Source organism: Rhodoluna limnophila (assembly GCF_005845365.1).
GTDB lineage: Bacteria > Actinomycetota > Actinomycetes > Actinomycetales > Microbacteriaceae > Rhodoluna > Rhodoluna limnophila.
On sequence record NZ_CP040509.1, the window covers coordinates 947533 to 968000 of the forward strand.

At 52.5% G+C, this 20468-nt stretch carries 22 protein-coding genes; 2 read left to right on the forward strand and 20 right to left on the reverse strand.

Going from position 1 to position 20468, the window contains the following annotated elements; all coding sequences use genetic code 11:
- Nucleotides 1–13: 13 nt before the first annotated feature.
- From FFA38_RS04625 to FFA38_RS04695, 15 genes are all read right to left on the reverse strand, one after another.
- The gene (locus FFA38_RS04625) at nt 14–793 is read right to left on the reverse strand and encodes a TIM barrel protein (protein ID WP_138315688.1); all 780 of its coding nucleotides are present in this window, start codon (nt 791–793) and stop codon (nt 14–16) included.
- 135 nt (nt 794–928) lie between these two features.
- The gene (locus FFA38_RS04630) at nt 929–1939 is read right to left on the reverse strand and encodes a Gfo/Idh/MocA family protein (protein ID WP_138275622.1); all 1011 of its coding nucleotides are present in this window, start codon (nt 1937–1939) and stop codon (nt 929–931) included.
- A 15-nt stretch (nt 1940–1954) separates the two neighbouring features.
- Nucleotides 1955–2866, reverse strand: a complete 912-nt coding sequence (locus tag FFA38_RS04635) for a sugar phosphate isomerase/epimerase family protein (RefSeq protein WP_138275623.1) — start codon at nt 2864–2866, stop codon at nt 1955–1957.
- Nucleotides 2867–2868: 2 nt separating this feature from the next.
- Nucleotides 2869–3645 carry an ATP-binding cassette domain-containing protein gene (locus FFA38_RS04640; RefSeq protein WP_138275624.1) on the reverse strand — a complete coding sequence of 259 codons (777 nt, stop codon included), beginning with the start codon at nt 3643–3645 and terminating at the stop codon, nt 2869–2871.
- Entirely contained in the window at nt 3642–4739 is a 1098-nt protein-coding gene (locus FFA38_RS04645) for an ABC transporter permease (RefSeq protein WP_172956007.1), read from the reverse strand. Before FFA38_RS04645 ends, FFA38_RS04640 begins: the two co-directional genes overlap by 4 nt.
- A gap of 118 nt (nt 4740–4857) precedes the next feature.
- Entirely contained in the window at nt 4858–5898 is a 1041-nt protein-coding gene (locus FFA38_RS04650; RefSeq protein WP_172956008.1) for a substrate-binding domain-containing protein, read from the reverse strand.
- A 183-nt stretch (nt 5899–6081) separates the two neighbouring features.
- A complete protein-coding gene (locus FFA38_RS04655; RefSeq protein WP_138315690.1) occupies nt 6082–7116 on the reverse strand; it encodes a LacI family DNA-binding transcriptional regulator in 1035 nt (344 codons plus the stop codon).
- Between the two features lie 62 nt (nt 7117–7178).
- A complete protein-coding gene (locus tag FFA38_RS04660; RefSeq protein WP_138315691.1) occupies nt 7179–8054 on the reverse strand; it encodes a sugar phosphate isomerase/epimerase family protein in 876 nt (291 codons plus the stop codon).
- 27 nt (nt 8055–8081) lie between these two features.
- Nucleotides 8082–10007, reverse strand: coding sequence for a 3D-(3,5/4)-trihydroxycyclohexane-1,2-dione acylhydrolase (decyclizing) (gene iolD / locus FFA38_RS04665; RefSeq protein WP_138315692.1), 1926 nt, complete (start codon nt 10005–10007; stop codon nt 8082–8084).
- Between the two features lie 17 nt (nt 10008–10024).
- A complete protein-coding gene (gene iolB / locus FFA38_RS04670; protein ID WP_138275630.1) occupies nt 10025–10918 on the reverse strand; it encodes a 5-deoxy-glucuronate isomerase in 894 nt (297 codons plus the stop codon).
- Between the two features lie 21 nt (nt 10919–10939).
- Complete coding sequence (locus FFA38_RS04675) at nt 10940–12436, reverse strand: CoA-acylating methylmalonate-semialdehyde dehydrogenase (protein ID WP_138275631.1); 1497 nt, start codon at nt 12434–12436, stop codon at nt 10940–10942.
- 24 nt (nt 12437–12460) lie between these two features.
- The gene (locus FFA38_RS04680) at nt 12461–13336 is read right to left on the reverse strand and encodes a class I fructose-bisphosphate aldolase (protein ID WP_138275632.1); all 876 of its coding nucleotides are present in this window, start codon (nt 13334–13336) and stop codon (nt 12461–12463) included.
- Nucleotides 13336–14292, reverse strand: a complete 957-nt coding sequence (gene iolC / locus FFA38_RS04685; RefSeq protein WP_138275633.1) for a 5-dehydro-2-deoxygluconokinase — start codon at nt 14290–14292, stop codon at nt 13336–13338. The genes FFA38_RS04680 and iolC overlap by 1 nt, the downstream gene beginning before the upstream one ends.
- A gap of 92 nt (nt 14293–14384) precedes the next feature.
- Nucleotides 14385–14576, reverse strand: coding sequence for a DUF6186 family protein (locus tag FFA38_RS04690; RefSeq protein ID WP_138275634.1), 192 nt, complete (start codon nt 14574–14576; stop codon nt 14385–14387).
- Entirely contained in the window at nt 14573–15142 is a 570-nt protein-coding gene (locus FFA38_RS04695) for a hypothetical protein (protein ID WP_138315693.1), read from the reverse strand. Before FFA38_RS04695 ends, FFA38_RS04690 begins: the two co-directional genes overlap by 4 nt.
- A 99-nt stretch (nt 15143–15241) precedes the next feature.
- Here FFA38_RS04695 and cysK point away from each other — a divergent pair, with 99 nt between their 5' ends.
- On the forward strand, nt 15242–16174 hold the full coding sequence (gene cysK / locus FFA38_RS04700; protein WP_138316015.1) for a cysteine synthase A: 933 nt from the start codon (nt 15242–15244) through the stop codon (nt 16172–16174).
- An 8-nt stretch (nt 16175–16182) separates the two neighbouring features.
- Nucleotides 16183–16689: a serine O-acetyltransferase gene (gene cysE / locus FFA38_RS04705; RefSeq protein WP_138315694.1), complete on the forward strand. Its 507-nt coding sequence runs from the start codon at nt 16183–16185 to the stop codon at nt 16687–16689.
- 238 nt (nt 16690–16927) lie between these two features.
- Here the strand turns inward: cysE and FFA38_RS04710 are convergent, their stop codons facing one another.
- From FFA38_RS04710 to ychF, 5 genes are read right to left on the reverse strand one after another with little or no spacing between them, the layout of a single operon-like run.
- Nucleotides 16928–17353 (reverse strand): DUF1761 domain-containing protein, encoded by a 426-nt coding sequence (locus tag FFA38_RS04710; RefSeq protein WP_138275638.1) that lies wholly within the window; start codon nt 17351–17353, stop codon nt 16928–16930.
- On the reverse strand, nt 17354–17722 hold the full coding sequence (locus tag FFA38_RS04715) for an iron chaperone (RefSeq protein ID WP_138315695.1): 369 nt from the start codon (nt 17720–17722) through the stop codon (nt 17354–17356).
- A 22-nt stretch (nt 17723–17744) separates the two neighbouring features.
- On the reverse strand, nt 17745–18833 hold the full coding sequence (locus FFA38_RS04720) for a fatty acid desaturase family protein (RefSeq protein WP_138315696.1): 1089 nt from the start codon (nt 18831–18833) through the stop codon (nt 17745–17747).
- Between the two features lie 18 nt (nt 18834–18851).
- The gene (locus FFA38_RS04725) at nt 18852–19328 is read right to left on the reverse strand and encodes an SRPBCC family protein (RefSeq protein ID WP_138275641.1); all 477 of its coding nucleotides are present in this window, start codon (nt 19326–19328) and stop codon (nt 18852–18854) included.
- Between the two features lie 29 nt (nt 19329–19357).
- Nucleotides 19358–20431, reverse strand: coding sequence for a redox-regulated ATPase YchF (gene ychF, locus FFA38_RS04730; protein WP_138275642.1), 1074 nt, complete (start codon nt 20429–20431; stop codon nt 19358–19360).
- Nucleotides 20432–20468: the final 37 nt, after the last annotated feature.

The window sequence follows — 20468 nt, forward strand, 5'->3', positions numbered from 1 at the left end:
GGGGATTCTTTTGTTACTGAGGCGTCAGCAAACGCCTAAATTCTGCCAAGGCATGGCTCAAGTCTGCTTGCGCCCACCCCTCAAGTGCAACCACTCCGTCGTATCCGATACTCTCCAGTTCGGCCGCAATGCGCGGGTAATAGATCTCTCCCGTTCCTGGCTCACATCGACCCGGCACGTCAGCTACTTGTATTTCACCGATGTACGGCAGCGCTTCCCTCACGAGTTCAACGAGGTTTCCCTCACCGATTTGAGCGTGGTAAAGATCCAGGTTCATCTTTAGGTGCTCACTGTTGACCCGCTTTACGAGCTCCATAGTGTCGGCGGCCTTTGCAAAAGGGGTTCCCGGATGGTCAACAGCCAAGTTCAAATTCTCGAGCGTAAAGACTCGGCCGGCAGATTCGCCAAGCTCAGCGATTCGCTTGAGTGTATCCACGGCCTTTGCCCAGTCGCCTGGAGTCACTTCGGTTCCCTGACGGATGGCCTGGCCATTCTCATCGAGGCCGGTACCGTGAAGATTTAGACGAGGAGAATCGATTACCTCTGCAGCCTGCAAAGAGAGTTTTGCTGTCCTAATTAGTTCTGCGGCACCGTCATCGGTAATTAGGTCTCCGGTCAAATATCCGGTCATCGATGAAAATGTGGCGCCAGTCTTTGCCAGTGCATCCAGGTCCTTATTGGCCCAATTCCAAATCTCAACCAAAAAACCTTCGTCCTTGATGCGATTCACGCGCTCAATAAAAGGTAGCTCTAGAAACAGCATCTCGGCGGATGCACCCAACTGATACTTCATGTATTTCTCCACAAATCAAGGCCTCGTTGCCTACTGCCATTCTAGTTTGGACCGGTCCATCTTATTTCGCCAATTTGAACCCAAACATAGAAAACCCCCGGGATTTTTCTTATCCCGGGGGCCTCTAATTGACAACTAGTTATAGAACGCCGGCTTGCTCGCGTACTTTGCTTCAACGCACTGTCCGGTGTGCAGAGCGTCAAGCCCTGCTTCGACAGCAGCTGCAGCCAAATACCCGTCCCAAGCGCTTGGCCCATCTATTTCGCCACGTTTGGTTGCATTGACCCAGCGTTGAATCTGTGCATCGTAAGCGGCGGCAAAACGAGTTTTGAAGGACATGTGCTCTTCCGTGGCAATTTGACCTTCGAACCAGGTATTCATGCCACTGGTACGACCAATTTCGGCGATGCCATTCTCAAAAACAGCCTCGGTCTTCACCTGGTAACCAAACTTCACAGATACGTTCATCTCTACCGTGGCCAAAACATCTGACTCCGTGGTCAACAGCACCAAAATAGGGTCGCTGAATCCCTCGTGGTTGTTTGAATTACGCTTCATTGACCTAACCTCGACACTCTTGATTGGCGAGTTGGTCAAGAATCGCACGATGTCGATTTCGTGAACGACTGAGTCAAAGATCAACATGTCATTGTGGTAGGACTCCGGAACAGACGGATTACGGTGCGCACAGTGAAGCCCGAGAAGTTCCCCTTGCGCCTTGGTTGCAATAAGCTCCCTCAGGCTCTCGTATCCAGCATCAAAGCGACGCATAAAACCGATCTGGATTAATTGTTTCCCCGTTGCAATTTCAGCCTCAACCATTCGCAGCGATGAAGCTGAATCTGGAGTCAATGGCTTCTCACACAAGATTGGCAACCCTGCGGCTAGCGCTGGCAGGAGCACAGGTTCGTGGAACTGGCCCGGTGTAGCAATAAGTACTGCGTCGATACCGCCAGCGGCAATAGCAGACTCAATGTTTGGATACCAAGTGGCATTTGGGGACTCGGCCAGAGCAGCCTTTGCGCGACCTTCGTCAGGCTCGACGACAGCCGCAACCGTAGCTCCGACAATTCGATTTTCAATTCGAACAATGTGATCTGCTCCCATTAGGCCCGCGCCGACTACGGCGATTCTTAGTTCAGACATTTTTCTCTCTCTGGTTTAGATGAATCGGGCCGCGTGCGTGCATGAACCAATATGGTCCCGGGTGCGCTTGGCAATTGGGAATGGGAAGTCGACATCACAGCCGTACATGTCCTGCTCGACAATTGCGAACATTTCAGGGTTGATTTCTGCAGCCTTTTCGAGAATTGGTGCAAATTCGGGCACCCCTTCGAACCCAGGCTCAGTCATTACGCCCCTGGCAACTGCGTCAACGAATGGCATGTCATTCTTTAGCGCCTCGGCCAAGATATCAGGGTGGACTTGCTTCAAATGGAGGTACCCGATTCGGTCGGGGTACGCGTTCATCAGCTTGACATTGTCACCTAGGTAATAAGCAAAGTGCCCGGTGTCTAGACAGAGATTTGTGAATTCCTTGTCAGTTTCCTGAAGGAATCTTTCAACCTCAGCGTAGGTACCAATGTGGCTGTCAGCGTGAGAGTGGAATTGCTGCTTGATGCCATACTCCTCAAGCAATGCCTTGCCCAATTTGTCGTGGCCGGCAGCCAACTTCTTCCACTGATCGTTGTCCAGCGTTCTTGATTCAAGCACCTCGGCGGTCGCATCAGAGCGCCACAAATCCGGAATCACAACCAGGTGCTCAACACCAAGTTTTGAAACCAACCCGGCCACATCCAGAGCCTGATCCCAGGCACGCTTCCACTGATCGTCACCCTTATGGAAACCTGTGAATACGGTTCCAGCCGATAACTTTAGGTCATGCTCAGCCAAGACATCAGCCAATTGGTTTGGGTCGGTTGGCAGATACCCGAACGGGCCAAGCTCAATCCAGTGATAACCAGCTTCCTGGACTTCATCTAGGAAACGCTCCCATGGAACCTGCTTTGGGTCGTTTGGGAACCACACACCCCAGGAATCAGGGGCAGTTCCAACTCGAATTTGATTTGTCATAACTAGTTTCCCTGCATACTCTCGCGGTACTTGCGGATACCCTCGGCGCCGCCGACAACGGCCGCGGTGAGCTCTTCCACTGTGGTGTCTTCACGTCGAACATCGAGGATCTTTCGACCATGGTTCATAACGATGTGACGGTCGCAGACCTGGTACGCGTGGTGAAGGTTGTGAGTCACCAGCACAGAACTAACACCCTCAGTTTTCAATTGACGGAGGTAGTCGAGCAGCGCCTCGGTGGCACGAACTGCCAAAGCAGAAGTTGGCTCATCAAGAATCAATAAACTGCTCTTGAAGTGAACCGCACGTGCGATTGCCACCGCCTGGGCCTGGCCACCAGATAGCGAGGCAACAAGCTGCTTCGGCGACTTGATTCCTTCGATGGCAACCACGCTGTCGAGAACTTCAGCCGCAATGTCATCCATTTGCTTGATCTTCATCAGACCAAACTTGTTGGTAATCTCGCGACCCATGAAAATGTTTCGCGTAATGGTCATCTGCGGGACCAACGCTGAGTCCTGGAAAATTGTTTCAACACCGAGACGTTCAGTTTCCTCACGGTTTACGTTGTCAATTTTTTTGCCATCCCAGTAGTAGTTGCCCGAGGTGGCGTCAACCACTCCAGACATAATTTTTACGAGGGTTGACTTACCCGCTCCGTTGTCGCCCAAAAGGCCAACAACTTCGTTCTTGCCAATTTCAAACGACACATCGTTTAGAACTGTGTTTGGGCCGTACTTTTTAGTGATGCCTTCGACTCTTAGAAGTGATTCGCTCATCGTGCTTTTCCTTCCATGAGCTTGTTGAATACTGAAGCTATAACAATCGTGATACCCACAAATAGGGTGATGTAGAAGCCCGGGGCCTTACCTAGGATCAAGCCATTCTTGATTAGTTCGATAAGTGCAGCACCGAAGATGATTCCGATGACGCTACCGCGACCACCATTTAGAGAGGTTCCGCCAACAACCGCGGCTGCGATTGCAAACAATGTAAAGTCTTCGGTGGCTGTGCCGCCTGGCTGCATTGAAGAGGTTCGAACTGCAATCAAGATCGATGCAAAACCGACAAGTCCTCCGTAAATACCAAAGGCCATCATCTTGACCTTCTTAGGATTAATGGAGATTGCCTGCGCTGCTGCTGCGTTGCCACCTACTGCGTAAATGTGGTTACCGTAACGGTGACGGTGCATGAAGAACCATGCAAGGACTCCGACGACGATCAGCCAAATCAACTGAGAGCGGAACAGCCCGAAGTCGTGTGCGAACAGGAACTCCATGGCTCCCTCGCGGTTTTCTGCAGAAATGATTGCTGGGGTAGTTCCGTTCATCAGAATCGAAGCACCAGCCCAGAAGAAGCTCATACCCAATGTTGCAATGAACGATGGGATTTTGGTGATCACAACGATTGCACCGTTGACCAAAGCAATCGCAACTCCACTGGCGATACCGGCGAGAACACCGACGCCAAGGCCGTATGCTTCAGAGGCCTTGATAAATACGATTGCGTTGAAGGTGATTGCAGGGCCGAGCGAGAGATCAAACTCGCCCGCAATCATCAAGATTCCGGCTGCCAGACCAAGGATGGCAAGCACCGGTATGGCCTGAGAAACAACTCCGGATAAGTTATTTGGGTTTAGGAAAGAAAAACCAGATGGGTTGATGATGGCTGCAGTAACGTAGCCAAAAAGAATTACGGCAAGCACCACACCGATTTCGAGGGCCCCGCGACCACGCATGAATTGCAGATTGTACTTGAAGGCCTCAAAACCGGTTTTTGGCTTTTGGTCAGAGAGGCGCCGCATTTGAATTGCCTCAGTGGCAAGTGGGGCCTGAAAAATCGGCCCTTTACCTGGTTTATTTTCGTTTGACATTTGTGTTCTTTCCTGTTTCCGAATCATCATTGATCGGACAAAACTTTTGAATTTTAGGTTTGGGGTCAAGTCACCCGTAGCTGACTTGACCCCACCCCTATTGCGCTTGCTTCAATGACTAGAAGCGAACACCCTGTAGGTCAGGTGCTTCGATGTTGCCAACGGTGTCCTTGGTGATTAGACCTAGACCACCTGAGTTGATGTTTGCTGCTGAGAAACCGAAGTCAATGTTCAGAATGGTCTGCATTACTGACTGGAATCCCTGGATGTAACCCTGCTGGTCCGCGGTGGCCAAGATGACGCCATCCTTTAGACCCTGGACGATCTGCGGTGCAGTGTCGAATCCGATTACCTTTGCGGTGGTGTTTCCGGCTGCTGCTAGAGCCGCTGGAAGGTTACGGTGAGGGGTTCCACCAACTGGAACGATAACCTTCACGTCTGGGTTTGCTACCAACCATGAGGTCAATGCGTCCAGTGCGCCAGCGTCATCGCCACCGGTACGTAGCCACTCTGGCTGCTCAAGAACACCGATACCGGCTTCTTTTAGCACGTCATACACGCCGCCACCACGCTGAAGCGCGTATGGCTGGTCTGGCTCTTCTGCAGTGATGAGGACCTTGTCGCCCTTAGCAACCTGGCCTGATGCAAGCAGTGACTTGGCAACGATGGTGCCGACTTCGTAGAAGTCCTGACCAACGAATCCAGAAACACACTCGCCGGCGCTTTCAGGAGCTGGAACGTTGAATGCAATAACTGGAATACCAGCTGCGTGAGCCTGGCAAGCTACGTCAACCCAAGCTTCACCTTCGTTGAATGGCATAACGATTGCTGCTGGGCTGGTTGCGATTGCAGTCTGAACTAGGTTCACCATTGCTGCTGAGTCACCCTCAGCGGTCTGGTGAGTGAACTCTAGGTTGCCAAGTGCTGCAGCGTCCTCGCCACCCTTGAGGATCTGTGCCCAGAAGGCGTCGCCGGCTGGGTTGTAGTAGGTGAAGAAGTAAACGTTGCGGTTTTCTGCGCGCTTGCCGAAACCTGAGGCTAGGCCTGTGGTCTCTTCGGTGGTCTCTGCAGCAGGTGCAGAACATCCAGCAAGAGCAACTGTCGCTGCACCAAGAATTGCTAGTGCGGCGATGCTTTTCTTTCTGATAGATAGCTTCACTTCATTGTGTCCTTTGTTAGTTGGATGTGGAGATTGATTTCTAGTAAGTAATCGAACCCAGAACGAACTTAGCGTTAAGAAATACGCCATGTAAGGACAAACAGCAATTTTTTGATAACGAATTAGTAAAGAATTACTAGCACGTGCTAGTTAATTACCCTCTAATTCTAGGGTTTTTCGTGGCTAATCTGTTATCTTGCGCGGTTGGCACGTGCTAGACCGCACAACGAGTGTTGAGCTTGTCAAGAAAGTCTCTGAAAGATACTTATCGCCTTTGATACGTGCCGCAAGGTCTTCGACGCTGGCCTTCGCAAGCTCGGTTGGGTCCTGTCGAACAGTCGTCATATCCAAATAAGCCTCTTTGGCGATGGTGTCGTCATAGCCGACGACCGAGACGTCCTCAGGGACTCGCACCCCTGCTTTTTGCAGGCGGTGAATCAAACCAAACGCACTCTGGTCGTTATTGCAAACAACTGCAGTAGGCAGCTTATCCATAGCAAGTAGCCGCTCAGCAGCCAAAGCGCCACCCGCTTCCGCAAAGTCCCCAGAAATGCTAACTATCGTCTTTTTGAGGTGATGCTTATCCATCGCCGATTCGTAGCCTTCGAGGCGGTACTCAATGTCGAGCATCTCCCTGGCATTGACATAGGCAATTGTTTTGTGGCCGAGGTCAATCAAGTACTCAACTGCATCGAAAACACCGGATTCACCGCGCGATGAGACGACGCCGCAGCGAACACCGGTCAGACGGCGACCGAGACTAACCAACGGGATTGTCCGAGCTAGCTTTTGAAGACGCGTGAGGCTCAAAGTGGACGCAATCAAAATGATTCCGTCGCAGCGGTGACCGATTACCTCATCAATAGCTTCAAGATCGGTGCGGTCGCTAGAGATCGCACTGAGTACCAGCTGGAATCCCTGCTCAGCCGCCTGTTTATAGATTGCCGGGATGATTTCATAGGTAGAACTTTCGGCAGCGTGGAATACCAAACCAATGTATTTTGAGCCTTCTCGCCGAAGCGATTGAGCAGCCAGGTTTGGCCTGTATCCAAGCTCCTTGGCCGCAGCCCGGATCTTGGCCTGAGTTTCGGCACTGACACCGGGGGCATCACGAAATACCAAGCCGACTAACTGTCTCGAAACTCCAACTTTTTCAGCGACATCAGCCATCGTTGGAGGCCGCTGGTCGTTGCGTTCCTTGGTTTCCTTCTTTGCCATGCTCTTATCCTAAAAACAGAAAGTGGGTCACCCGTAAAGGTAACCCACTTTGCCCAGATCGATTAGCTCAAAGCTGAAATTCGGCGTTCCATTTCCTCGCGCTGATAGATTGCGACGGCACGAGCATTTTCATTCTCTGCAAAGACACTAGAACACATAATGCTCTTCGGGTTATCCAAGAAACCAATAGCCTTCAGGCCACTAAAGAACTCATCGAAGTTAACATCGCCGTCACCCATGGTGAGGTGCTGGTGAACACGCACCGCGTTACCAGGAGGGTTGGTGATGTAGCGGAGACCGTGTGATGCGGTGTGGTCCATGGTGTCTGAGACGTGAACAATTCCGAGTCGATCGCCGGCCGCCTGCATAATTTCTAGCGGCTGGTTGCCCATGTGGAAGGTGTGCGAAGCAACATAAACCATGCCGAAGTTCTTTGAGTTGATGCCGCGAATCACACGCCAAGCTGCCAGGCCATTTTCAACGAAGTCATCTGGGTGCGGATCAATGAAGACGTTGATGCCTTCCTTCTCGATGATCGGCACCAGTTCTTCCATCGAACGATAGAAAGCGCGCTCCGACTCTTCGGCGCGCTCTGGGCGCCCGTTGAACTCAGTTCCAATCGTGTCAACACCAAGCTCGGCAGTAATTCGAATTACGCGCTTCCAGTAACGCACCGCTGCTTCACGAGCGTCTTCATCTGGGCCTGACCAACGAAGCACCGGCAAGGTTGATGCAATCTCGATACCAGCATCTTTACAAGCCTTCTTCATCTTCTTGACTAGGTCATCATCAGCCTTTGGGTGATTGAAGAACGGAATCATGTCGGCATGCGGAGTCATCTGCAGGTATTTGTAACCGAGGTCTGCGGCGAGCGCCGGAAACTCAAGCAGCGAGTGAGTGCTGTGAAACGGGGTTGGGTCTAGTGCAATCTTGACCATTTACTTCTCCTTCGAAGCGGTTTGAACTTAGTTATTTCTTTCGACTGCGCCTTTGCCCAGCAAGAGCTTCTGCGACTTCTTGACCTCGGCGTATCCGACGTATGCCTGCTGAGTGCTCTCGAGTTCTGAAACAGGCATTACCGGAACATCCCACCAGCCTTCGCCGTCAGGTGCGTAGATCAATGGGTCGTTGTTGATGTGAATCAGCACTGGCCCTCCCTGGTGCGCCTTTGCCGTCTTTACAGCCGCTTTTAGATCAGTGATTGAGTTTGGGCCTGGCTCAACACGGATTACCTTGACGCCGTAGCTCTCAGCGTTAGCAGCTAGGTCAATCGGCAGAACATCGCCGGTCTCGTGGTTGTTTCCAGATTCGTCGCGGTAGCGGTACTTGGTTCCGTAGCGCTGTGAACCAACATCCTCAGACAGGTGGCCGATAGAAGCGTATCCGTGGTTCTGAATTAGAACTGTGATGAACTTCAAGCGCTCAGCTACGGCAGTGACTAGCTCAGTGTGCATCATCAGGTAAGAGCCGTCACCAACCATCACGATGGCATCGCGGGTCTTGTCCGCCCGAGCAACACCCAAACCGGCTGCAATCTCGTAACCCATGCAAGAGAATGCGTACTCAACGTGGTAACCCAGGTCGTCGCGCACTCGCCAAAGTTTGTGTAGGTCACCAGGCAGTGAACCCGCGGCACAGATAACTACGTCGCGCGGGTCAGAAGACTCCTGAACGGCACCGATAATCTCAGGCTGGCCTGGCAACTCACGGCGCTGATCTACGAATGAGGCGTCTACTGCGGCATCCCAGATGGCCTTCTGCTGACCGTAGTGCTTGCGGAACTCCTCAGTAACCGCGTAGCCAGAAAGCTCCTCTGAAAGCTCCGTGATTGACTCACGTGCGTCTGCAACAACCGGGATGGCCGATCCGTGCTTGAAAGCATCGAAAGAAGCCACGTTGATGTTGATGAACTTAACTTCTGGGTTTTGGAATGCAGTGCGGCTGGCAGTTGTGAAGTCACTGTATCGAGTACCAATGCCGATAATCACGTCAGCCTCAGCTGCAATCCGGTTTGCGGCAGTGGTTCCGGTCGCGCCAACGGCACCTAGGTTCTGGTCGTGGTCCCAAACCAACGAACCCACTCCAGCTTGAGACATACCTACTGGAATTCCAGTCTGCTCAACGAAGCGGCGAAGTTCTTGGTTTGCGTCAGAGTAGATCACTCCACCGCCGGCAATGATCATTGGGCGCTTTGCACCGCGAATTGCCTTGGCAACCTCGGCCATCAGACCTCGGTCTGGGCGTGGGCGGCGAATGTGCCACTCGCGGTCAGCCAAGAATTCTTCTGGAACGTCAATCTCCTCTGCCTGAACATCCTCTGGCAGGGCGATGGTTACGGCACCGGTCTCGACTGGGTCGGTCAAAACTCGCATCGCACCGAGCAGCGCTGAGAAGATCTGCTCTGGACGGGTAACGCGGTCAAAGAATCGAGACAGCGGACGGAAAGCGTCATTTACAGTCATTACCGCGTCGTAAGGCTGCTCAAGCTGCTGAAGCACAGGGTCGGCCACTCGGTTTGCGAAGGTGTCAGAAGGCAGCAAGAGGACCGGCAAGCGGTTGGTAGTTGCCACGGCTGCGGCGGTCAACAAATTGGCAGCACCCGGGCCAACTGAGGCAGCGCAGGCATATGTTGAACGGCGGCGAGTCATGCGAGAGAAGGCAATCGACTCGTGACCCATCGCTTGCTCGTTACGCGCTTGGTGGTAAGGCATGGCTTTTGGATCGGTCACTGACAGCTGCTTGAGCGCCTGACCGATTCCGGCAACGTTGCCGTGGCCAAAGATTCCGTAAACACCCTCAATGGTGCGTACACGGATGTCTCCGTCGACGGTGTACTGGTGAGCCAGGAATTCAACGATTGCCTGACTTACTGACATTCTGCGAGTAGCCATTTTGATACTTTCTCTGTTTACGCGGTGTATGGGAGTCTTGGGTCTGGGTCTTGGTGGTGCCAGGTTTCGCGAATCCAGGCGTGGTTTGGGTCATCGGTGATGTTCCAGCTACGGTCTGGGTCTGGGCCCGCCATGACGTTGAAGAAATAGAGGTCATAACCCGGCGAAGCCATGGCCGGACCGTGCCATCCGTGTGGCACTAGGCCGACGTCGCCCGAGCGAACCTCTTCTAACAAGTCGTACTCGCGCTCATCTGAGGCGTATCCGCGAAGATAGCCGATTGCGTCAGAGGTTGCCGGAGGTGTTACACCTCTAGTAACGGCTGTCTCAAAGTAATAGATCTCTTCAAGGTTTGATTCAACGCCCGGAATGTAGGTGTCGTGCTTGTGGGCCGGAATGCCCGACCAGTTGCCGGCCGGAACAATGACCTCAACCACAATGAACCGGTCAGCATCAAGTTGCTCTGGCACACCAAAGTTGTGAACCTGTCGGCTTTCACGACCGGCACCCCGCACAAATACAGGCACGTCTTCAGCTGCGATGAGCTGAACAGGCTTGGCGTTTTTGGCCGGCGCTTCACCGATACAAACTCGGCCTTCGCCGTGGATCTTAATTTCGGTATCCACCGGCAGGTAAATCAAATCTGAGGTGCCGTGAAACACCGACTTTCGTCCACGCAGGAACTGCGTTTGAAACGCGGTTTCACCAGCCAGGCGGTACTCAACAGTCAGGCCGACGCCCTCGAGCGGGAAGATCAGCCGCTCGAGGCCGTCAGCGATGATGTGGAACTGCCTACCTGAACCAAGGGTGCCCACTCGAAGGCCGGTGTGCTGCCAGCCTTTGATTGAGCCGTCGACCAAGACATCCCAGTTATCTTTGGCTAACTCACCCTTTTTGAAAAACCACGTCATTGGAGTCTCTAACTAATTTGACTAGTTCTGAGGGAAACCGAGGTTGATGCCACCGTGTGATGGGTCAAGCCAGCGGCTGGTGATTGCCTTGCCTCGGGTGAAGAAGTGAACGCCCTCTACGCCGTGAGCCTTGGTGTCACCGAATAGAGAGCTCTTCCAGCCACCGAATGAGTAGTAAGCAACCGGCACAGGAATTGGAACGTTGATACCGATCATTCCAACTTCGATTTCGTTCTGGAAACGGCGAGCTGCTCCACCATCGTTGGTGAAAATTGCGGTTCCGTTACCAAACGCACCGTTGTTGATCAGTTCAACACCCTCTTCGTAGGTGTGGACACGAACGATCGAAAGCACAGGGCCAAAGATCTCTTCGGTGTAAACCTTTGATGACGTTGGAACCTTGTCAATCAGGGTTGGGCCAAGCCAGAAACCGTTCTCGGCACCGTCAAACTTGTCGTTGCGACCATCGACCACGACGGTTGCACCATCTTCGGTAGCGATGTCGATGTACGAAGCAACCTTGTCACGGTGGACCTTGGTAACCAATGGGCCCATGTCGCAACCACGACGACCGTCACCGGTGCGAAGCTTGCTCATGCGCTCCTTGATCTTTTCGATCAGGTCATCTGCAACAGGCTCAACCGCTACAACCACAGAGATCGCCATGCAGCGCTCACCGGCAGAACCAAAGCCCGCGTTGATAGCTGAATCTGCAACTAGGTCCAGGTCAGCATCAGGCAGAACCAACATGTGGTTCTTTGCTCCACCAAGAGCTTGAACGCGCTTGCCGTGGCGTGATCCGGTCTCGTAAACATACTGAGCAATTGGGGTTGAGCCAACGAATGAGATGGCCTTGACATCAGGGTGGGTCAAAAGACCGTCTACTGATTCTTTGTCACCGTTTAGAACGTTGAAAACACCATCCGGTAGGCCAGCCTCTTTGAGTAGCTTGGCCATCCAAATTGCTGCTGATGGGTCTTTCTCAGATGGCTTCAGGATGACGGTGTTACCCGCTGCGAGCGCAATCGGGAAGAACCACATCGGAACCATTGCCGGGAAGTTAAACGGGCTGATGATTCCGACTACGCCAAGAGCCTGACGGGTTGAGTAAACGTCAACGCCAGTAGATACGTTCTCTGAATAGAAACCCTTTAGAAGGTGAGGCATACCGGTGGCAAATTCAACCACTTCCTGACCGCGGGTAATCTCTCCCAGCGCGTCAGACAGCACCTTGCCGTGCTCTGAAGTGATGATTTCGGCAAGTTCTGGCTTCTTGCGGTTTAGTAGCTCACGGAAGTTGAACATAATTGCCTGGCGGCGTGCCAACGACAGGTTGCTCCAAGCTGGGAATGCAGCCTTGGCTGAGGCAATCGCAGCCTCAATTTCAGATGCGTTAGCCAGGGCAACGTGCTTGGTGACTTCACCAAGTGCTGGGTCAAATACTTCAGCGGTACGGCCTGAAGTGCTTGGTCGCTCAGCGCCATCAATCCAGTGTGGAACTACAGGTAGGTTGCTCATTTTTTATCCTTTTCTGAAACTAAATTATCCGTGGACAAGCTTGACTGCGGTGTCAATAGCGGCGACTACGTTGCCGTCTTGTGGGTAAAGCAGGCTTCGACCAACTACAAGGCCTCGAACGCCCGGCAACTCTAGAGCCTTGCCCCATGAGTCGTAGATGTCCTTAGGGTCACCGACTGGGTCGCCACCAAGTAGAAGGGTCGGAAGAGTGGTTGACTCCATCACGCGAGCCATGTTTTCAACTACTGGCAACTTCATCCAGGTGTAAGCAGATGAGTTACCGAGTCCGTTGGCAATGCTGATTGAGTCGATCACGGCATCAGTTGAAAGGTCATTGCGGATTTTGCCGTCAACCCATTCGCTCATGAACGGTTCGAGCATGATCGGCAACTTGGCTGCGGCGGCCGCGTTTACGGCGTGGTGTGAGTACTCGAGCATGTTTGCGGTGCCGGCATCGCCAAGGTTTACGCGGTTTAGCATTTTGGCAAAATCCAGCTGGTCACGAACAATTCCATCGATGTCATAACCGGTAATTCGGTCGTCCATCTCAAAGCTTGCCCCACGAAGTCCACCGCGGTTTAGTGAACCCACGACCAGTTTGTCGTCAAGGCAACCAAGCAAAGCCAAGTCATCGATGATGTCTGGAGTTCCGAGTACGCCGTCTACACCTGGTCGAGAAAGCGCTGTTGCCAGACGCTCAATTAGGTCGTAGCGGTTCTCCATGGCACGGGGGTTATCGCGAACCGAGAGCGCGTTTCGGGCCGGGTGATCAGCCGCGATGATGAATAAACGACCATCCCCCTGAATGACATCGCGACGCTTTCTGGCCGAATAGATTTCAGCAAGTTTGCCCGGGTTAGCGGCACGGATGTTGCGTAGTGATTCGAAGTCCAATGACATTAGTTCATTCCCTTCAGAATCTCTTCAACTTCTTCGAAGCTTGGCATGGCGGTTGAGCACTCTAGGCGGCTTGCCACAATTGCACCGGCAACGTTGGCAAACTGAAGAATTCGCTTTAGTTCCCAGCCCTGAAGCAGTCCGTAGCAGAATGCTCCACCAAAGCTGTCGCCGGCACCAAGTCCGTTAACAACGTCAACAAAGTAAGGCGGCACCTCAACGGTCTCGCTGCGGGTCTTAGCCAAAACGCCCTTAGGGCCCTGCTTAACCACTGCGATTTCGAGTCCACGCTCAAGTAGTGCATCTGCTGCACGCATTGGCTCGGTCTCACCTACGGCAACCTGACATTCCTCTTTATTGCCGATTGCGATGGTTACCTTGTCAAGGGCACGGGCAACCTGCTCGCTGGCAAGTTCTGGTGAAGACCAGAACATTGGGCGGTAGTCCAAGTCCAGGATGGTGTGCTCCTTGCGACCGCGGGCATCCCAGGCCACGTGGTGTGCGGTGCGGCTTGGCTCTTGGCTCAATCCGGTCACGGTTGACCAGTAAATCTTTGCGTGAGAGATCGCGTCGAGATCCAGCTCGTTCTGGTTGATAACTAGATCTGGGGCCTTTGGTTCACGGTAGAAGTAGAGCGGAAAGTCATCTGGCGGAAAAATCTCGCAGAATACGACCGGAGTAGGCAACCCCTCAACGCCAGACACAAACTGGTCGCTAACGCCCAGGCGCTGAAGCTCGGTGTGAATGTACTTACCAAAAGGGTCATTGCCGGTGCGGGTAATGACTGCCGACTTGAGTCCGTACTTTGCGGCCGCCACAGCAACGTTTGTGGCGCTTCCGCCAAGAAACTTGCCGAAGGTTGATACCTCGTCGAGGCCCACACCGGTCTGCAGCGGGTAAATGTCTACTCCAACGCGACCAATAGTGATCACGTCAAATGGTTGATTGCGCTCGGTCATACTGCGTCGTACAACTTTCTTCTAGGTAGGCCGTTAGGTCTTTGTCCTAACATACTGACATTAAACAACAGTATAGGCACATAAGCAACACGCTATTCAGTAAAGAAATGCCAACCTAGCCACCACCAGACCACAACCAGAGCCAGTCTGGTGTTCCGATGGTGCATCATTCGCGCAATTAGACCGCCAAAGGGTGCGATAAGGTCTGGCCTCAGCCTTCCTAACAGCCACATAACGATTCCGGCAACAATCACTAAAAGGTATTCAAAAAGCGGAATCGTCATCTCCGACGCCCCTTTCTGATCTGAAGCAAACCCACACCAATAGCCATCCAGACAATCAAAAAGATGGCTCGGCCGTATGGCGAATCAAGGATTGGATTGACCAAAATCGAAATTGTCGGATAGGTCAGGTCATCCTGAAAAACCTCGGCAAATATGTAGGCAAAAAGCTCCGACACCGCCATAACTAAAGCCAAAGTGACCCAAATCCACTTGGTGCGAGCCATGACTTTATTTGATGAAGGTTTTGGCCCGTGATCGCGGTAGTAAACCAAGACCACTGCGATAGGCGCTAGGGCAAGCAGTAGCACTTTGTCCTGCCAGCTATTGCGTTCCGAGAAGAACAGCACGGCACTGCTGATTGCCATCACGAACAAAAGCGCTTGAACACTTATTTGTGGCCGCTCTGGCATGTGAAACTTCACGAGCTTCTTCCAGTCAGCAATTAGCAAGAGGGTGCCGCTGCCAAAAATGATGGCGTCCACTACCGATCCGCGCTGCAGATGAAACATTGTCACGAACGCAAAAACAGGCAACCAGGGGTTGATTCCACGCAGTAATTGCTTCACAGAACGAGGCTATCGCTAAACCGTAACAGTCTGAAACATCAAAAATACTCTGGCTATATTTGACCCAAGAGCACCAACTTGTCCTATCTGAAGGAAATCATGGCGATTTACAACAACATCACCGAGGTAGTCGGAAACACCCCGCTAGTTCGCATCAACCGCATTATTGAAGGCCCCGCCGAAGTTCTAGCCAAGCTAGAGTTCTACAACCCATCAGCAACGGTTAAGGACCGCATCGGTATCGCCATGGTTGATGCCGCAGAAAAGTCAGGTGCACTAAAGCCTGGTGGCTCAATCGTTGAGGCAACCTCCGGAAACACCGGAATTGCCCTGGCCATGGTTGGTGCTGCACGTGGCTACAAGGTAATCCTGACCATGCCTGACTCAATGAGCAAGGAGCGCCGCACTCTATTGCGTGCCTACGGCGCAGAGCTAGTTCTTACCCCAGCCGCTGAGGGTATGCGCGGTGCCGTTGCTAAGGCAGAGGAAATCGGCAACACCCAGGGCGCTGTTCAGGTTCGCCAGTTTGCTAACCCAGCAAACCCAGAGATCCACCGCAACACCACCGCTCAGGAAATCTGGCGCGACACCGACGGTCAGGTAGCCGCAATTGTTGCCGGCATCGGAACCGGCGGAACCATTACCGGTGTTGGTCAGGCACTCAAGGCACTGAACCCAGACATCAAGGTCTTTGCAGTTGAGCCAGAGGCTTCACCGATTCTTAATGGCGGAACCCCAGCAGGCCACCCGATCCAGGGAATCGGAGCCAACTTTATCCCTGAAATTCTCGACACCACCATCTACGACGAAGTTCTTGATGCCCCTACTGAAGAGGCAATCAAGTGGTCACGCCGTTTGGGTGCCGAAGAGGGTATCCTCGGTGGAATCTCATCTGGGGCAGCTATCTGGGGAGCATCAAAGATTGCGGCTCGTCCAGAATTTGCCGGCAAGAAGATTGTCGTAATCATCCCGTCATTCGGTGAGCGTTACCTATCAACAGTTCTTTACAAGGACCTTCAGGACCTAGACTAAAAGGTACTTTGATACGTTTTCGCGAAGACATTAGAACAGGCATCGAGCGCGACCCAGCAACTTATGGCGCGCTCGAGCTTGTTTTAACCTCACCCGGTCTCCACGCTCTTTGGCAGCACCGGATTAACCACGCTCTATTCAAGAGTGGCTTTCGCGTGCTTTCAAGAATCCTTGCCACCGGAACCAGATTTTGGACCGGCGTTGAGATTCACCCGGGCGCCACGGTTGGCCGCAGAGTCTTTATCGACCACGGGATGGGCGTTGTTATCGGTGAAACTGCGATTATTGGCGACGACGTACTGATTTATCACGGCGTCACTCTAGGTGGCCGTGAGAACATCACTGCAAAACGCCACCCAACCATCGGCAACAACGTTGTCATCGGAGCGGGTGCTATTGTTCTTGGCAACATCACCATCGGCGATGGCTCATCGATTGGCGCCGGAACCATCGTTACCAAGGACTTACCGGCCAACTCGGTTGTAGTTGGTCCGCAAATGCGCACCATCAAGTAGCGCCAAACCTCTCCTCTGGCTCCGGCCTAACTTTAAGTTTGCTGTGAGTCCCTTGACTGAACCTCGGATAGAGGTACCCTTCTTACGTAACCCTAAGAAGGAGGAACGGATGATTAAGATTTCTGATGGCTGCTGTGGTGGCGGTTGCACCTGCAGCAAGTAAGCCAAACAAAGAAAATCCTCGACTGTAAAGTCGAGGATTTTCTGCTATCCGGCCTAAAAGACCTTGAATTGGACTCTAGAGCCAGGCGCCGATGATTAGACCCATAACCGCGAGTGAAACGATGTCTTGACCCACCTCAATGATCCAGACACCAAAACCGTGGCGGGCAAAGAGTCGGTGCGAAAGCGATGATGCGGCGGCAATACCAGCACCCAAGAGAGCGCCCGCAGCCAGACCTTGCCAAGCACCAAAGCTTGGGTCAGCCAAACTTCCAACCTCGATGACAATTGCCACAGTCGCAGCCTGGGCGATGGTGGCCAGGTACGTTGAACCAAACAAAACAGCGACGCTGGTGCCACCCGGGTCAGTTGTAGGTTCGTTGCCATTTAGCTTCCACCAAATTGGGTAGAAAGTCTTTGGGCCAAACCAAACACCGCCGACAACAAAACCGGCGATTGAGGCGACTGCTACGGCCAACCAGTTAATCTGTGAAAAATCCACTTATTTCTTCTTTCTGTGACCGTAGCCTTCTGCGATTTCAACCTTACGAGTCGCAATCAACAGGGCGATTAATTCGGGCGTAAGTTTTTGAGTTTCTTTGACATGCAGAGAGCCACTGGTCTTATTGAAATCCCGAAGCTCATCGCTAAGCGTTACTAGAGTTTGCCCGCTGAACGGAAAATAAGCGCAGTGATTCTTGTAGGCAGCGAAGCCGCCGATAGCTTGGCCGTCGACTTTGAAGCAGGGCAAACCGTAGTAAATCACCTGTTCAGACTCAGGCTCAATTTTTAGCATTTCAGCCTGCCACCCCAGCAATGTATCTTGCTGCCAGCCAGATACGGTGGCTAGATACTCATCAATCGCGTTCATACCGCCAATTATGGCCGAGCAATTAACTGCGTGGGCGAAGGGTTGCAACCATTGGACACACAAACGGATCGGCGTTGTTACTCAGGCCAACTTTGCTTAGGTAGTCAATGATCACTTTGTAGCTGGCCATCAAGTTCATCTCGACCAGGGTTACGCCCTTTTCTTCGCAGAACTTTTTGACGATTGCGTTGGCCTTAATCAAGTTTGGTCGAGGCATCGAAGGAAATAGGTGATGCTCGACCTGGTAGTTCAGGCCACCCATTAGGTTGTCTTTCAACCAGCTGCCCTTAATGTTGCGACTGGTCAAAACCTGACGCTCAAAAAAGTCAATCTTGGAATCCTTTGGCACGAGAGGCATGCCCTTGTGGTTCGGTGCAAAAGCAGCACCCATAAAGAAGCCAAAAACCATCATCATGAAGACCCAGAGGGCAATCGCCCAGAGCCAGCCGAACATCCAGGTCATCAACAGGTAAGGCGAAGTCTGACGAACAATCATCAGAGAGAATTCGAGAAGTCTGGTGCCGATTGGGCGGTCTTTGCGGCGAAGGTTTGCGATGCTGTCTAGCAGCAGGTCAAAACCGGTTAGCAGAAGCAAGAACGGAAAAAAGTAACCCTGTCGTTCGCTGATCCAGCGCTCAATGCCGCGTTTTTGATCGCGTGATTCAGGTGTAAAACTCAGGATTCGAATTGCGATATCCGGGTCTTGACCAATTTGGTTTGGGTGCTGGTGGTGCTTATTGTGCTTGCGCAACCAGAAACCGTAGCTAAGACCAGCAAATAGATTGGCTAGAACCAGCCCAAGAGCATCGTTAGCTTTGTTGTTTTGAAAAATCTGACGGTGAGCTGCCTCGTGCGCAATGAAGCCATACTGAGCGCTCATGATTCCCAAAAGCCCTGCAATGCCAAAAGCCGCAAAGATCCAAGCCCAATGGGTTTGAACTGCTCCCCCGATAAAGCCGCCGGCAACCCAAAGGCCTGTGGCAATTGCCGAAATCACAGATAAACGGATGATGTAGAAACTTGGCTTCTTCTTTAGCAATCCCGCCGACTTAACCAGGTTAAGGACTTCGTGAAAATTAGTTGCCGCTCTAGTTGCGGTCGCGACGGTCATAAACCGATTCTAGGCGCTCTAACTGTTAATACCCTGAAGATACGCCTCGAGTGAATTGAAGTAGCTGTCCATACCCTGACGGGTCAGTTCAACCTGCTCAGCTGGCATCTCGCCGAACTGCGAGAACCTGGCCCAGGTTCCTCCATCGCGCTCTTCGAAGTCAATTTCGATGCGGTGAGATGGAGTGGTCATGTCCTTCAACTCAAAATCGGCTGGATCCTGGCTGTAATGCATGGTGTGGACCAACTTTTTATTTGGAACCACAAGCTGATATTCACCCCAGAAATAGGCGTTGAAGCCGTGCGCAGAAACATCAACACCAATAGCCCACAGGCCGCCTTCACGGGTTTCTGAAGATGCAGAACCAGCAACAACCTTTAGCTCGGTTGGGCTATACCACTTTTCTAACTGTGCTGGTTCAGTCCAGGCCGCCCACATTTGTTCAATTGAAACCGGATAAACCCGCTCAACTGAGTAAAGAAAAGATTGCTCCATCACAGGCTCCTTAAGCGCTTCTGAAGGAATTAAACGTTGAAGCGGAATTCGACTACATCTCCATCTTTCATGATGTAGTCCTTTCCTTCCATACGAACCTTGCCAGCAGCCTTGGCATCTGCCATTGAGCCTGCAGCCATTAGGTCCTCGTAAGAGACAATTTCAGCCTTGATGAATCCACGCTGGAAATCGGTGTGAATTACACCAGCAGCCTGTGGCGCTGTCCAGCCCTTGTGGATGGTCCAGGCACGAGCCTCTTTAGGGCCCACGGTCAGGTAGGTCTGCAGCCCAAGGGTGTCAAAACCAATGCGAGCCAGCTGGTCCAGGCCAGATTCATCCTGACCCAATGAGGCTAGGAGCTCGTTGGCCTCTTCAACCGAGAGGTCGATGAGTTCAGATTCAACCTTGGCATCGAGGAACACTGCCTCTGCCGGTGCGACCAAGTCGGCGAGCGCCTTCTTCTTGGCGGCATCGGTCAAGATTCCCTCGTCTACGTTGAAGACGTAAATGATTGGCTTGGCAGTCAAAAGACCAAGGTCTTTGATCGGGGTTAGGTCAACATCACTTGATGACAGCGGCTTACCTGCGTCTAGAACAGCTTTGGCCTCGTCAATAGCCTCCAGAGCGGCCGGCTCCATTTTCTTGCCCTTGACTTCTTTTTCAATTCGTGGACGAGCCTTATCCAAGGTCTCCATGTCTGCCAAAATCAACTCGGTGTTGATGGTCTCAATGTCACTGGCGGCGTCTACTTTGCCGTCTACGTGAACTACATCGCCGTCGACAAAACCACGAACCACCTGAGCAATTGCGTCAGCCTCACGGATGTTGGCTAGAAACTTGTTGCCTAGGCCCTCACCGACCGATGCGCCGCGAACGATACCCGCGATGTCGACAAATGACACGGGCGCAGGCAGGAGGCGCTCAGAGCCATACATGTCAGCCAAGCCCTGAAGGCGAGGGTCTGGAAGGTTCACGACACCAACGTTTGGTTCGATAGTTGCAAACGGATAGTTTGCCGCTAGAACGTTGTTTTTGGTGAGTGCATTAAAGAGGGTCGACTTGCCTACGTTAGGCAGTCCCACGATTCCGATTGTAAGAGCCACGAGGGTCAAGTCTACTTTGCTGTTGGCGGCTACTGGC